This window comes from Thermomicrobium roseum DSM 5159, assembly GCF_000021685.1.
GTDB lineage: Bacteria > Chloroflexota > Chloroflexia > Thermomicrobiales > Thermomicrobiaceae > Thermomicrobium > Thermomicrobium roseum.
In genome coordinates this window covers 1,072,452-1,087,352 of sequence record NC_011959.1, presented here as the reverse complement: position 1 = coordinate 1,087,352, position 14,901 = coordinate 1,072,452, and the positions used below count along the sequence as shown (strand labels likewise).

The following is a 14,901-nucleotide window of genomic DNA, read 5'->3' as shown; positions in this document are numbered from 1 at the left end:
TGCATAAGCGACCCGGTGCGCTTTGCGCACCGTGCCGGGGCAGCGCGGTCTTCGTCCCGGTATCGTGCACGAAGGGAAAGGAGCGATGATGCCGGTCGAACGCATTCGGCGACAGCGCGGACCACCATTGGCGCATCGTATCGATGAGGAGAGGCGGGAGATTCGTCGGTCGCTGCGCTGAGGCAGCAGGAAGGAGCTCGACGATGAGCGAGGGGGCGATCGCCTGGATGCTGGTTGCGACAGCATTGGTCCTCCTGATGACCCCGGCATTAGGGTTTTTCTATGGGGGGCTCGTTCGCTCCAAGAACGTTCTCAACACGCTGATGATGAGTTTCGGCGCGGTATCTGTCGTAGGGCTCGCGTGGGCGTTGCTCGGCTACTCGCTCGCCTTTTCCGCCGGGTGGCCGCTGGTCGGGGGCCTTTCGCACGCGCTGTTGCGTGGGGTCGACCTAGAAGCGTCCGGCGCGATCCCACACGTGCTGTTCATGGCCTTCCAGGGGACTTTCGCCGTCATCACCGCCGCACTCATTTCAGGGGCGCTCGTAGAACGCATGCGCTTTGGCCCTTACCTCGCATTCCTCGGTCTCTGGGCGATCGCGATCTATGCACCGATCGCGCATTGGATTTGGGGAGGTGGCTGGCTCGCTGACCTGGGGGCCCTCGATTTTGCAGGTGGAACTGTGGTGCATATCAATGCTGGTATCGCGGCCGTCGTGGCTGCACTCGTCCTCGGCCGCCGACGCGATTACGGTCGTCAGGCTATTCTTCCGCACAATATTCCGTTCGTCTTGCTGGGTGCGATGCTGCTGTGGCTCGGCTGGTTCGGGTTCAACGCGGGGAGTGCACTCGGGGCGAACGAGATCGCGGGACTCGCTTTCGCGAACACCATGCTGGCGCCGATGGCAACCGCGCTGGTGTGGATGATTCTCGACCTCGTGCGGAGCGGCAAGGCGACGGCCGTAGGACTCGCGACGGCGATCGTCGTCGGTCTCGTCGCCATCACTCCAGCTGCGGGATTCGTCTCGCCATTGTCGGCGATCGTACTCGGGGCGCTCGCTGCCTTTCCGAGTTATTTCGCGTTGCTGTGGCGAGCCCGGACGCGACTCGACGATTCGCTCGATGTCTTCGCGGCACACGGTGTCGGTGGGCTGACCGGAGCATTGTTGACCGGTGTCTTCGCGCAGGAGTCGTGGAACGGAGTCGCGAACGGGCTGCTCTTCGGGAACCCGCTGCAACTGCTGATCCAAGCGGTCGCTGTGCTTGCGGTCGTCGCCTATAGTGCAGCTGGCACGTTCCTCATCTTGCGAGCGATCGCACTGGTGACGTCGCTCCGCGTTGCGGATGCTGCCGAGCGTGCCGGCTTGGACGTCACCGAGCACGGCGAGCAGGCCTACACGAGTGGAGAGGGGGCGGTGTTGCTCTTGCCGCTGAGCCGGACGGGCGAGGTGACGGCGCGACCTGGGCCGGTCGTCGAAAAGGTGGGGGGCAGCGCATGAAGCTCATCGTCGCCATCATTCGACCAGAGAAGCTCAACGAGGTTCTGGAAGCGTTGTTCCGTGCAGAGGTGCGTGGGCTGACGATTTCGGCTGCCCAAGGACACGGTGGAGAGACGGAGCAAGTGGAGACGTATCGCGGCATGACCGTGAAGATGGAGCTTTCCCCCAAGATTCGGCTCGACATCGGCGTGTCCGACCATTTTGTCGAGCCGACGGTGCATGCCATTCTCAGTGCGGCACGCACCGGGGAGGTCGGTGACGGCAAGATCTTCGTCCTCCCGGTCGAGCGGGTCTATCGCATCCGAACGGGCGAGCGGGATGAAGCAGCCGTCACGCCGGTGGCTTGATCGAGCAAATGACCTCATCCCCACCCACCAACCGGCCCCCGGGGATGCTCCCGGGGGCCGGTTGTGGCATGGGATGGATGGGAGGTCAGTCTGCAACGGCTTGGGCCTCGACCGCGCGCTCGCGGGCGCGACGCGCTGGGCGTTCCTCGACTGCCTCGATCGGTGGATGGGGCACCACTTTCCAGAACGCGCTGCGGAGTTCTGCCCAGCGCTCCAGGATCTCTCGCCCGCGTTGGCTCCCGGTAAAGGCAACATGCTGGGCGATGAGCGAGCGAAGGAGCTCGTCGTCCTCGTCACTCAAGCGCTCGAGCTGGACGTAATCGCGGTTCAGTCGTGTCGGGAAGACGCCTTCCGGATCGAAGACGAACGCCAGCCCGTTGGTCATACCGGCGGCGAAGTTGCGTCCCGTCGGACCGAGCACCACAACCACTCCGCCGGTCATGTATTCGCAGCCGTGGTCGCCGACACCTTCGACGACCGCTACTGCACCGGAGTTCCGAACCGCGAACCGCTCACCAGCTTGGCCGGCAACGAAGAGCTGGCCACCAGTGGCACCATACAGGACGGTATTGCCGACCAGGACATGGGGACGCGTCGGGTCAGCTGGTGGCTCCGGAGAGCGAACGACGATCGTGCCACCACCCATACCTTTCCCGACGTAGTCGTTCGCCTCCCCGGTCAGGATGAGTGTCAATCCGTGCCAACACCAAGCGCCGAAGCTCTGTCCCGCTTGGCCAGTGAGCTCGACCGTGATCAAGTCGTCCGGCGCATGGTCGCGACCGAAGCGCAAGCTCAGCTCCCCAGCCAGCCGGCCGCCGACGGCGCGGTGATGATTGCGTACGGTCGCAGTGATGCGGACGGGCTCGCGCTGTTCGAGGGCCGGGCGCGCTTGCTCGACCAACCATTCGTCGAGTGCGGGGCCGGTGAGATCGTGGAAAATATTGCGGTCGTAGAGACACCGTCGCGGTGCGGTCGGATCGGGTGGAGGTGCGAGCAACGGGGTCAGATCGAGTGTCGCTGCCGGTCCATCGAGCTGGTCGAGCACCGCGAGGAGCTCGACGCGCCCAACGATGTCGTCGAGCCGTCGCGCACCGAGCATCGCCAGGTACTCGCGGACTTCTTCGGCGAGAAGTGTAAAGTAATTGATGACGTGTTCCGGCTCACCGGCGAACCGTTTCCGCAAATCCTCGCGCTGCGTGGCGATACCAGTTGGGCACGTATTGAGGTGACATTGGCGAGCCATATCGCATCCGATGGCGACGAGCGCCGCCGAACCGAATCCGAACTCTTCTGCGCCGAGCAGAGCGGCGATGATGATGTCGCGTGCGGTCTGCAAGCCGCCATCGGTCCGCAAGCGGACTCGGCTCCGCAGATCGTTGAGCACCAACGTCTGTTGCGTCTCAGCGAGCCCGAGTTCCCAGGGGACCCCAGCGAACTTGATCGATGAGAGGGGAGACGCCCCTGTCCCGCCGCTGTGCCCGCTGATCAGGATGTAGTCGGCGTGCGCCTTGGCGACGCCAGCAGCGATCGTCCCGACACCGGCCTCGGCCACCAGCTTGACGCCGACGCGCGCCCGCGGATTGACCATCTTGAGGTCGTAGATGAGCTGGGCTAGGTCCTCGATGCTGTAGATATCGTGGTGTGGTGGCGGAGAAATGAGTTGGATGCCCGGAATGGCGTGGCGGAATCGTGCGATGATCGCCGTGACCTTGTGGGCAGGAAGCTGACCGCCTTCACCCGGCTTGGATCCCTGGGCGATCTTGATCTCCAGTTCCTCGGCACGAACGAGGTACTCGGCGGTCACGCCGAATCGGCCGCTGGCTACCTGCTTGATCTTGTTGTGCGGCACGTCGCTGCCGTTCTCGTAGTACCAGTCCGGATCCTCCCCGCCTTCACCGCAGTTGGAGCGCGCGCCGATGCGGTTCATCGCGATCGCGAGTGTGCGATGGGCCTCTGGCGAGAGGGCACCGAGAGACATCGCGGTGACGACGAATCGCTTGCGGATCTCTTCAGCGGGCTCGACTTCCTCCAATGGAATCGGCTCGGTCGGGCGGAAGGTGAGGAGGTCGCGCAGCGTCGCTGGCCGCCGGTGCTGCACGAGCTGCACATACTGGCGGTATGCATCGCGATCGCCGGTTTGCGCCGCCTGCTGCAGCGCGCGCACATTCGTCGGGCTGAAAGCATGGTATTCGCCGTCCTTGCGGAATCGGACGAATCCCCAGTCGGGCAGCTTGTCCAGCGGCGCAGTGAAGGCTGCGCGGTGGCGGGCAAGGGCACGCTCTGCGATCCCGGCGAGGTCCAGTCCGCCCAGCCGTGAGGGCGTACCGGTGAAGTACCGATCGACCACGGATCGGTCCAACCCGAGGATTTCGAACAACTGGGCACCCTGGTAGCTGGCCAGCGTCGAGATGCCCATCTTGGACATGATCTTGAGCAGGCCTGCATCCAGTTGCTTCAGGTAGTTCTTGGCGAGCTGGTCAGCGGAAAGATGCTCAGCGCCACGGCTTCCCGCGAAACTGCGGGCGACGTGGAGCGCCAGATACGGATGCACGGCAGCGGCTCCGTAACCGATCAGCACTGCTGCCTGGTGGACATCCCAAACATCGCCTGTTTCGCAGACGAGCGAGGCGCGCAAGCGCTTCCCGATCCGGATCAAGTGGTGATGGAGCGCACCGACCGCCAACGGCATCGGGATCGGTGCGTGTGCTGCATCGACGGCACGATCACTCAGGATCAGGATACTCGCGCCTTCGTCGATCGCTCTTTCCGCCTCATTCAGGAGTCGCTCGAGCGCCTGCTCGAGTCCGGCCGGTCCATCGGCAACTGGGAAGATGGCAGCGAGCGTTCGGGCTCGTAGTACCGGGTGATTGGCGAGCGCGGCCAGCTGATCCTCCGTAAGGAATGGGCTGCTCAGATGCAGCAAGCGCGCGTGTTCGGGGAGTTCGGTCAGCAGATTCGGCCACGGCCCGAGATGGACGTCGAGTGACATCACCAGCTTTTCGCGATACGAATCGATCGGCGGATTGGTCACCTGGGCGAAACGCTGTCGGAAGAAATGGGCGAGCGGTCGCGGGAACTGAGACAGGACGGCCAATGGGGTGTCGTCTCCCATCGACCAGAGTGGCTCCTTGTTCTCCACTGCCATGGGATGAACGACCAACCGCTGGTCCTCGGCAGTGAAGCCGAAAGCCACCTGACGACGGAGCCAGCTCTGCTCGTCGATCTCGTGACCGTTTCCATCGACCGGCGCGCTACCCAGGGAGAGACGATACTGCGTCAGCCATTCGCCATACGGTTTGCGGGTGGCCAGGAGCTGCTTGATCTCCTCGTTCCGATACACCGTGCCCGTGATCGTGTCGGCGACCAACATCTGACCCGGCCCGAGTCGCCCGCGCTCGATCACCTTCCGGTCGGAGAGGTCGATCACGCCCGTCTCACTCGCGAGAACCACGAGTCCGTCCTCGGTGATCGAGTACCGGGCTGGTCGCAGGCCGTTCCGATCCAGGACGGCGCCAGCGACGCGACCATCCGTGAACGCGATGGCTGCCGGTCCATCCCATGGCTCCATGAGCCCGGCGTGGTAGTCGAAGAAAGCGCGGATGGCCGGATCCAGATCGGCCATGTTTTCCCAGGCTTCGGGGATGAGCATCGCTACTGCGTGGACGATGTCGCGCCCCGAGAGCTCGAGGAATTCGAGGACCTGGTCGAGACTCATCGAGTCCGAACCGTCCGGATCGATGATCGGGAAAAGCTCGGCGAGGGAGTCGCCCCACAGCGGTGAGGAGAGTTCCGGTTCGCGGGCTCGCATCCAGTTCCGGTTACCTTGCAAGGTGTTGATCTCGCCGTTATGCGCGATGCGCCGGAACGGCTGTGCCAGCTGCCAGGTGGGAAAGGTGTTCGTACTGTAGCGCTGGTGGAACAGCGCCAGCGCACTCTCCATGTCCGGGTCTCGGAGATCGGCGTAGAAAGTGCCGAGGTCGCGGGCGACAAAGAGACCCTTGTAGACGATCGTCCGGCAGGAGAGCGACGGAACGAAGAAGCTGCGCACACCGAGTTCCTTGGCGGCCTGCTCGGCGCGCCGCCGAGCGCGGTAGAGCCGGCGCTCGAACTCCATCTCGTCACAGCCGACCGGGCGCAGCGCGATCACTTGCTCGATGCGTGGCATCGTGGCGCGCGCCTGCTCGCCGAGTACCCCAGGATCGACCGGAACGAGCCGCCACCAGATCCCATCGATACCTTGCCGTCGCAGCGCGCTGGTCAGCTCGTCCTTACAGCGGATAGCCAGGTCGTCATTGTCAGCTGGTAAGAAGACGAGACCCGCAGCCAGATCAGCCGGATCGACTGCCTCGACACCCAGCCGCGCGAGTTCCCGGAGGAGAAGCTTGCGGGGAATCTGGACGGTGATCCCTGCTCCGTCACCTGTCTTGGCATCGGCGGAGACAGCACCACGATGCGTCAGATTGACGACGGCTTCGAGCGCGTACTCCACGATCTCGTGGCTTGCCCGACCAGCGAGATCAGCCACGAACCCGGTGCCACACGCATCATGCTCGTATTGCGGGCTATAGAGTGGGGCGGCTCCCGCTGACTCCTCGACGCTCAGACGCTTCATCGCGTTCGTTTCTCCTTCCCTCTGCAGCGAGGTCGTCGCTCTCCGACAACGAGCGACGCAGCACCTTTTCCTGGCGATCGACTGGAAAACAGCGAAGATGAACCGATCCTGCAGCTGCTCGAGCGCGAATCAGTGCGCCACGAGGATCGGCAGCGAGCGCGTTACCTTGTCCTCTGGCAAGGTGGACGACGAGCAGTACCTTCGTCGAGGAGCAGAAGACGAGTCGTGAGGTACGAATACAGGACGATACCGGTTCGCCGCAGCGATGCAGCCATTCCGTTCCCTCCTCTACAAGCACGCGCACCGTTGCGCGGGCTCACCGTGAGGACTTCAGCTTCACACTATAGCAGGACCATGAGCGGTGCGCAAGAGGTCAGCCACGATCGAGGCGAGTGTCAGGTTTGTCTGCGGCGGCGACCGCGTCGAGCCGGCGCCAAACGTCAACGGCCGCAGGAGTGCAGGTGGGCGATGCTACCGCGTCCGCTCTGGCTGAGCGGCGCTCGGCCCGCCGGTTCGGAGGGGAGGGGCGAGCAGTGGAGTCCCGCCTGCTCGTGCATGCGCGCCCAGCTTACCTAAGGCGAGCGCTGGGCCCAGCCCAAGGAAGCCGTTGCGGATCCTCTTCACTGTTCGACCGCTGAGCGCTCGCTTTTTTGGAATGCAGTTTTCAAGTCTTACAGTGGCGATGATGTGCCGATAGCGTTTTCCGAGGGAACCCCCTTGCCGACTTCGGTGCACTGTGTGAGACTACAGCTGTGCGGAACGGTGGAGACAGGGTTCTCGGACTGTCCCTGTTCGCGTCCGCAACGTTGGAGACGACGGCTGGTCGGCCGTCACGATGGATTTCAGGGGGTGTCGTATGACTGAGGTCGCGGCGGTGCATCCGGAGCCACGCACCGCACCGGATTTCGAGCAGGAAGCGCTCAAGCATGTCTGGATCCACTCCGCCGAGTGGATCCGTCTCGCGGAGGAGCGAGGTTTTCGCGTCTTCGAACGTGCGTACGGGAGCACGCTGGTCGACGTCTACGGTCGGGAATTCATCGACGGGTTGTCCGGGCTTTGGGTGGTGAATGCTGGACACGGTCGCAAGGAGATCGCCGAAGCGATGGCGGAGCAGGCGTCCAAGCTCGCCTACGTCTCGTCCGCCAACCATACGACAGTCCCGACGGTGCGCTTGGCACACGAGCTTGCGCTCCGTTTGCCTGGCGATCTAAATCGCGTCTTCTTCTGCTCCGGTGGCTCGGAGGCGGTGGAGAGCGCCATCAAGATCGCCAAGCAAGTCCAGGCGATGCGCGGATTTCCCAAGCGGTACAAGATCATCGCTCGGCGAGGCAGCTACCACGGCATGACGTATGGGGCGATGTCGTTGACGCAGTCGCGCAACGAGAAGTTCTTCGGGCCCTTTATGTATGGGGTGTACTATGTCCCCTCGCCTAACCGGTACCGCAACGACTTCGGGCTGGAAGGCGAGGAAGGCGATCTGATGTGTGCCAACTACGTCGAGCAGGAGATCCTCTATCAGGATCCGGAGACGGTCGCGGCGGTGATCGGCGAGCCGATCTCGACCTCGAATGGCGTCCACGTACCCTCGCCCAAGTATTGGCAGCGTTTGCGTGAGATCTGTGACAAATACGGTGTTCTCTTGATCATGGACGAAGTGATCAACGGTTTTGGGCGCACCGGGAAGCTGTTCGCGGCTGAGCACTTCGGGGTCGTTCCTGATCTGATGACGATGGCCAAAGGCATTACTTCCGGATATGCCCCGATGGGCGCAGTGGCAGTTCGCGACAGTGTCTTCCAAATCTTCCAGGAGCAGAAGGAAGTTCCGCTCGGTCACCTGCTCACCTTCGGTGGGCATGCCGTTGCGGCAGCAGCCGCGCTGAAGAATCTCGAGATCTTCGAGCGGGAAGGGTTAGTGCAGCAGAGCGCCGAGAAGGGTGCGTATTTGCTCGAGAGGCTCAAGGAGCTGCTCCGGCACCCCACCGTCGGTGACGTGCGTGGCCTGGGCCTGATGTGCGGGATCGAACTAGTCAAGAGCAAGGCGACCAAGGAGAAATGGCCGCGCAACAGCGCTTTCATCAAGGCGCTCGAACGGCGTATGAACGAGAAGGGGTTGCTCACGCGCGTCTGGGAGATCGTGCACGTCGCTCCGCCGCTGGTCGTCACGTACGAGGAACTCGATCGCATCGTGACGATCATCGACGAGGCGCTGACCGAGACGGAGAACGAGTTCGCCAGCGAGATCGCGGAGTGATCGGTCACGCGCTCGCGGCGACCTGACCGTCGAGCGCGGTTTCCGATCGGTCACGGGACTCGAATCATCGGACGAGGCGCTCGAGGAGCTCGGCGAGGCGAGCTGGCTCGAGCGCCTCATCGCGGATGAGATAGCGCAGTGACCCACTGCGATCGAGGATGTAGGTCACAGCAGTGTGCTGGACCTCGTACTGTCCTTGGGGAAGTGGGTGGCGAACGACGGCGATCCCGAAGCCACTCCAGACCGGCTCGAGTGCGGCGCGGTCACCGGTCAAGAAGCGGAGAGACAGATCGAAGCCGTTGGCGACGGCGTACTGGCGAAGCCGATCGGGTGTATCGCGCTCTGGGTCGACGGTGACGGCCAGAAGCTGAATGCGATCGCGCAGCGTCTCGGGGAGACGCTGGAGCACGGCGACGAGTCTGCGCAGTGTCACTGGGCAAGTATCAGGGCAGGTGGTGTAGGCGAAGGTCACCACGAACAGGTCGCCTTCGAGAGCATCGAGGGAAACGAGCCGACCGTCCTGGTCGAGGAGTTGGAAAGCGGGGACTGGTCTCCCATCCAGCTCGAGGGCCCAGGTGTCCGTGTGCTGCGCAATGTACCAGCGGTACCACGCGATCCCTGCACTGGTACCCAGAGCCGAGAGCGCGAGAATCCAGAGAAGGAGGCGAAGGCGTCGCAGCGTCATCGTTTGCTCGCCGGAGTCGGCCGGGTTTTCGTCTGCCCGCGGACTTGCGTCCTGCCCCCGAAGAGCCACCACCAGAGCGGGATCTGCAGCAGGACGATCGCCCCCCAGAGCCACCATGAACGCCAGAGCGAGGAGCCAGCCCGTTCGACCGCTACGTCGAACTCGACTGCTCCAGCGCCTTCGGGTGCTCGAACGTCGAGTCGCATCCGGTACGATCCGGGCTGGTCAACCGGAAACTCAGCAGCGTAATACAGTTTGTTCGTCGCTTGCTCGCGGGTGACCGGATACTGCCGCGAAGGCCCACCGCTGACCGGCTCGATCGTCAAGACGATCTGCGCATCGTCCACGATCGCCTTCGTATCGCGACGCTGCAGGAGGACGCTGACATCGACTGTCCCCGTCTGTAAAGGCGTCGGGCTCGTGAAGACGGTGATCTCGTACGGGCCGATCGGATAGTTCGCGATCCGCACCTGTCCGCCGTTGGCCGCGGCCGACCAAGCCGTGACCAGGACGGCGAGTAATCCGAAAACGGTCGCACGAGTCAATTGACTGGAACGCATCCCTCACCTGCCCTCAACCGAGCAGTGTACCCCGCATTTCCATCGGTTGCCCGAGCAGCCACACGCCGAAGAGAAAGAGCGACGCGTGCACGACGATCCAGGGAAGGAGCGCTGCGAGCGTGAACCCCTCCTTGCGACCCAGCCAAAGGGTCCACAGCAAAGAACCAGCAGCTCCCAGTCCGAGAACGACGACCACGAGGTCACCGGTCGTCTGAAGAGAGAGGAGGCTGGCTAACCGCCAGTCCGGTACCCCGAGTAGCGCTCGTCCGGTGAGGTCGTAGGCGAAACTCTGGAAAAGCGGCACGATAGTCAGCGCACCGGTGAAAAAGTGGAACAGGTAGTGCGCCGCCCACATGCCGAAACCGAGCGGCGCCAGCGTGTACGCGAAGCGACTGGCGACCCAACCGGTCGAACCACGGCGCGCCAGTCGACTGGTGAGCCAGCTCGCTCCGATGACCGCGGCCGCGAGAATCGCCAACCCACCGGTGAAGAAGATGGCGATCAGCACCCTTTCGTTCGACGTCCCGAGGACGCGACTGAGCCAGCTCAGAAAACGATAGATCGGCGAAACCATGCCGAAGGCGTTGAGGAAGCCGATCGCAGTAAGGCCGACAACGAGCGTCAACCAATCCGTTCGACTGGCGAGTGGCCCGATTCCGGAGCGATTCCGCTCGGGATCGAGTTCGTCAAGGAGCGGGAGCCGGAAGCGAATCCCGACGTTCCCGTAGGGGCAGGCGTGGACGCAGTCGAGGCAAAACGTGCAGTCGAGGTTGCCGACCTTCCTCGGCTGGAAGAGTCCGAGCTCGCAGCCGCGCTGGAGGAGAGTTCCCTGTGGACTGAACCGGCCGCGGATACAGTCCTTGGTGCGACAAGACGTGCAGACCGCCGGGTTGCGGATCGTCACCTGGGTGGGTGAGAGCAGGGAGCCCATGAAGTTGAATTGTCCGATCGGACAGACATGCTTGCAAAAAGCGGCCCCGCGGAAGAGACCATCGACGACGAATGCGCCGACGAAGTAGGCCAGGGCAACCCACGCGGTCAGCAACGGACTGGCCCACAGATCGAACGCCTCGTATGCCCAGAAGAAGAGCAAGAGGAGCAGCACGGCGACCCACTTGCCGGGCAACCAGTGCGGCCAGGCCAGCCGCGGACGGAACCAGCGCTGCGCGAGGCGACGTGGGAGCAGGAAGGGGCAGGCGAAGCAAAACCAGTTACCGAGGAGCAACAAGCTCAGGACGACGAAGCCGCGCCAGTGGACCCAGGGTAGGACCCCAGCCAGGTTCTTGGGGGCCAGTGGCGGGCCGAAAAAGCCGTCGTACAAGAGCATGAGGGCCGCGAGGAGCAACACTGCTTGCGCGCTCGTCCGCGCGTGGCGCCAGCGCAAAAAATGCCCCACCAGCGGGATCGCGAGGAGATCCGGTAACCTCAGAGTCAGTCGGCGTTCCCGTTCCATCGCGCGGCTCCTCAGGGAGAAGGAGTCGGGCTCGACGTCTGGTCGTGGTGGGGTGTCGCGGGTGCGGTGCCTGTCCGCACGCCGGCGATCCAGGCGCGGGCTTCGAACGGTTGTCCGTTCCAGGTACCGCGGGCGATGATGATCCAATCACCGGCCATGGTGAAGCGGAAGTCCTGCGTCACGTAGATTCCGTCACCCGCCTCGCGCGCTCGCACGATCACGGGTTCCATTCCAGCATGGGACATGGTGCCCTCGACCTCGATCGTGCCGAGTCCGGTGAGTGGTTGGCCGCGCTGATCGCGCAGGCGCAACTGGATCTCAGCCGGGCCGACGATCGGTGGTTCCGGGCTGATGGCCAGGATGTCGAGCTTGAACTGTTCGGCTCGTGCTTCGCCCCGGCGGCAAGCCGTGAGTGGCAGCACGACGATCAACATTGCGAGGAAGAGCGCACTAGCTCGGAAGAGTCGCTGCATCTCGACCCCCTATCGACGCGTCGACAAGCCAGCCTTCGGGGAAGGGCACACGACGCGGCGGTCGTGGTTCGGGTCTGACTGCACGACCGCTCCGAGCCATCTCTCGGTCGGGGCGGGGTGTCATCGCGACAATACTGGGCCTGAGCGGAACGTTCCAAAAGACCGCGTGGACGGTGAGCCAGTTCGCTGTGCTGGTCGCACTGGGCTGAGCGAGCTGGGGGCCGAACATCTGGTCGGGTGTCGTGTCACCTGCTCCTGGCCGATGGTGATGCCCTGGCAACTCGAACAACGCGTGCGGATGCGGCTCGGTGGCTCCACAGGAGCATTCGCTCGGGAAGAGGAAAAGCGTCGCACTCGTGATGATAGCGATGACCAGCGCCAGGGGCGCTGAGGAGCGTACAGGCATATTCGCAATCGTCCTCGCGAGCCTGCTTCGGCCCGCAGTGCAAGTGTAGCGACCGAGCCCGGCTGGGGGCTTTGCGCACTGGTGCGGATCTCAAACGAGAAGCGGCGCTGCGAGTTCGGCGAGCGGACGTTCACCGCGGGCGATGCGGACAGCAGTTTCGGCGAGGATGCGAGTCGCATCGAGCACGGGAACGGAGACCTCGGTGATCGGAAAGACGATCGGAAGCTCGGTGCAGCCCAGGATGAGCGCTGCTGCGCCATGCGCGATGAGCTGGCGGCCTGTCTCGAGGACGAGCGCGGCTACCTCCCGATCGGTTCGTCCCGCCTTGACGAGTGCGATAGCCTCAGTGACTCGTTCCTGCCACTGGGGATCCGGGACGATACAGCGAAGGCGGCGTTCCGCTAGCGCCTGCTGGTAGAGACGGCTGGCGATCGTTCCAGGAGTGGCTAAAAGGCCAACGACGGATCCCGTGGGGGCCACTGCTGCTGCTCGCTCAGCGGTCGCGGCGATCATGCTCAGGATGGGGATCGAGATACTCGCTCGAACACGAGGCAAGAAGGCATGAGCAGTGTTGCAGGGAACGACGATAAAGTCTGCACCAGCCCGTTCCAGGCGCTGCGCACCGGCGAGGAGCCAGGGGGTTGGGTCAGGTCCACCGGTGAGCAAGGCCGCTGTACGGTCGGGAATCGAAGGGTCGGCGTCGATGATGACATGCAGGTGATCCTGATCGCGTTCGGCCGGCGTCGCTTCGATGATCTTGCGGTAGAGATCGACCGTCGCGAGTGGTCCCATCCCGCCGAGAATACCGATGATCGATCGCCTCGTCACAGCTGCCCTCCTCGCCGGAACGATGCCGCTCATCAGGATAGGCGATGACGCAAGACCCGCCCAGGTGGCAGGAGATATGCGAGCGGGGCGCTCGGTCGGTATCCACGAGCCGGCAAGGGGTGTCGTGCTTCGGCGGTCAGTTCGCGACTAGGCTCGATGGTTCAGCTGGTGCGCTTGGGGGTGCGCTTGACTTGGAGCCAGGCAAGGAGCACGCTCGAGTGTGATGACGAGATCGGGGGAAAGGGATGTTCGTCGATTTGAGCTTCTTCGAAGTGGACGAAGGGATGCAACCTGAGTTCGAGCAAACCTTTCGGGTTTTGATCGCTGCCGCCCGAGAGGCGGAGGGGTGCATCTCTTCGGAGTTGGTGCGCCTCGACGAAGAACTCCGCTACGTTTGGGTCGAGCGGTGGGAAAGCCGTGAAGCACACAACGCATTCAACGAGCGTCTTTTCGGAGAGCTCTTACCGCGACTTCCGGACTTCGGACGGTACGCGCGGCGGATGGTCGATCGCGATGCGGAAGGGTACGTCGTGATCTGAGGCGCGCGTTCACGATGCGGCCCCTCCCACAGCTGTCCGGGGAATTCTGGCTCTAATGGGTCAGCGCGACCACGCGTGGTGCGTCTCCGTCGCAGCGAATTCCCCAACCAGTGGTCGCGCGTAGCGGGCGAACGCTGTCGTCGCCCGGCGACCGTCCTGGCTGATGAACTCGGGCGGGAGGAGGCGCTCGTGGTCGGCGACCCGCTGGAGCGGAACCGGCCGGAACCGTACGCGGTACGGATCGTCGCTGAGACGTTCGATGCCGACCATGACTGCCGACTGGCCAGTGGCCAGCCATTCGACTGCGGTTCGTCCGATCGCGCGAGCTTCTTCCCGATCGAGTTCGACGACCGTCTCCCGGAAGCAGCGTGCCAGCGCTCCCGGTCGGATGACGCGTGCTCGTGCGCCACAGACGGTTTCCAGCGCGTGCGCGAGCGCTTCAGCTGGACTCGGCGGGTAGGGATGCCCGTGTGGATCGACCCAGCGAGGCGCTGCCTCGGCCAAGGGTCGGCCGTCCTCACGACGCAACGTTTCGGGGACGACGAGGAGGAGCCAGCCGAGCCGTTGCTGGAGCGAGGCGAACTCCTCAGCGAGATCGTGGCTCGATCGCGGGGGGCGCTCGGGGAAGACGAGCTGGAGGTGCGTGGCCAGTGACTCGTCGATCGCGAGCCCGCAAGCGGCGACGAGCCAGCCGGCATTCCGTCCTTGCACCTCGAGGACGGTAAATGCATAGAAGGTCGCGAGGGAGCGGCAATCGAGCATGAGATCGCGCGTCGCGAGTGCGAGGAAGCGAGCAGCCGAAGGATAGCCAGGAGTGTGATCCGTCTCCGCAAGATCGTTGTCGATCGTCTTGGGGGCGAGCACGACCGCCAACGGGTAACCTGCCTGTTCGGCATGTGCCAGGAGCGCGAGTGCGCTCGCGGCCGTATCGTTGCCCCCGATGGCGACGACCGCTGTCACGCGGTGCACGCGTAAGGTGGCAAGTGCTGCTCGACTGCTACTCTCGTCTAGGCGTTGGCGCGAGGTACCGAGTGCCGCACCCGGAGTGCGAGCTAGTCGGTCGAGTTGAGCAGGTGAAAGGGCGGAGAGGTCGACCAGCGTCTCAGTGACCAGGCCGGTGATGCCGTGCTGCGCGCCGAGCACTCGGGTGTAGCCGCTCGAGCGGGCTTGCTCGACGACACCGGCGAGTGTCGCGTTGATGACTCCGGTGGGACCTCCGCTCTGAAAGACGAGGAGCGTCTCGCCGGGCAT

Annotated in this window: 11 protein-coding genes; 4 read left to right on the top strand and 7 right to left on the bottom strand. The window is 63.9% G+C overall.

Translation table 11 applies throughout. The annotated features are described in order from the left end of the window. Positions 1 to 203: 203 nt before the first annotated feature. A complete protein-coding gene (locus tag TRD_RS05140; protein WP_015922060.1) occupies positions 204 to 1,496 on the top strand; it encodes an ammonium transporter in 1,293 nt (430 codons plus the stop codon). Further along, positions 1,493 to 1,843, top strand: coding sequence for a P-II family nitrogen regulator (locus TRD_RS05135; RefSeq protein ID WP_015922059.1), 351 nt, complete (start codon positions 1,493 to 1,495; stop codon positions 1,841 to 1,843). Before TRD_RS05140 ends, TRD_RS05135 begins: the two co-directional genes overlap by 4 nt. Positions 1,844 to 1,928: 85 nt before the next feature. Here TRD_RS05135 and gltB read toward each other — a convergent pair whose 3' ends face one another. Next, positions 1,929 to 6,455, bottom strand: coding sequence for a glutamate synthase large subunit (gltB, locus tag TRD_RS05130; protein ID WP_015922058.1), 4,527 nt, complete (start codon positions 6,453 to 6,455; stop codon positions 1,929 to 1,931). Between the two features lie 856 nt (positions 6,456 to 7,311). On the opposite strand from gltB, the gene TRD_RS05125 reads away from it, so the two are divergent. Continuing rightward, on the top strand, positions 7,312 to 8,706 hold the full coding sequence (locus tag TRD_RS05125; RefSeq protein WP_015922056.1) for an aminotransferase family protein: 1,395 nt from the start codon (positions 7,312 to 7,314) through the stop codon (positions 8,704 to 8,706). Between the two features lie 64 nt (positions 8,707 to 8,770). Here TRD_RS05125 and TRD_RS13565 read toward each other — a convergent pair whose 3' ends face one another. From TRD_RS13565 to cuyB, 5 genes are all read right to left on the bottom strand, one after another. Beyond that, the gene (locus TRD_RS13565; protein WP_015922055.1) at positions 8,771 to 9,391 is read right to left on the bottom strand and encodes an SCO family protein; all 621 of its coding nucleotides are present in this window, start codon (positions 9,389 to 9,391) and stop codon (positions 8,771 to 8,773) included. Further along, positions 9,388 to 9,951 (bottom strand): hypothetical protein, encoded by a 564-nt coding sequence (locus TRD_RS14830; protein ID WP_015922054.1) that lies wholly within the window; start codon positions 9,949 to 9,951, stop codon positions 9,388 to 9,390. The genes TRD_RS13565 and TRD_RS14830 overlap by 4 nt, the downstream gene beginning before the upstream one ends. A 13-nt stretch (positions 9,952 to 9,964) precedes the next feature. Beyond that, entirely contained in the window at positions 9,965 to 11,404 is a 1,440-nt protein-coding gene (locus tag TRD_RS05110) for a FesM (RefSeq protein WP_015922053.1), read from the bottom strand. Positions 11,405 to 11,415: 11 nt separating this feature from the next. Then, the gene (locus TRD_RS05105; RefSeq protein WP_015922052.1) at positions 11,416 to 11,877 is read right to left on the bottom strand and encodes a FixH family protein; all 462 of its coding nucleotides are present in this window, start codon (positions 11,875 to 11,877) and stop codon (positions 11,416 to 11,418) included. Positions 11,878 to 12,373: 496 nt separating this feature from the next. Further along, positions 12,374 to 13,111 (bottom strand): cysteate racemase, encoded by a 738-nt coding sequence (gene cuyB, locus TRD_RS05095; protein WP_015922051.1) that lies wholly within the window; start codon positions 13,109 to 13,111, stop codon positions 12,374 to 12,376. A 245-nt stretch (positions 13,112 to 13,356) separates the two neighbouring features. On the opposite strand from cuyB, the gene TRD_RS05090 reads away from it, so the two are divergent. Then, entirely contained in the window at positions 13,357 to 13,650 is a 294-nt protein-coding gene (locus TRD_RS05090; RefSeq protein WP_015922050.1) for an antibiotic biosynthesis monooxygenase family protein, read from the top strand. A gap of 60 nt (positions 13,651 to 13,710) precedes the next feature. On the opposite strand, the gene TRD_RS05085 is transcribed toward TRD_RS05090, so the two are convergent. Further along, on the bottom strand, positions 13,711 to 14,901 hold the full coding sequence (locus TRD_RS05085; RefSeq protein ID WP_015922049.1) for a diphosphate--fructose-6-phosphate 1-phosphotransferase: 1,191 nt from the start codon (positions 14,899 to 14,901) through the stop codon (positions 13,711 to 13,713).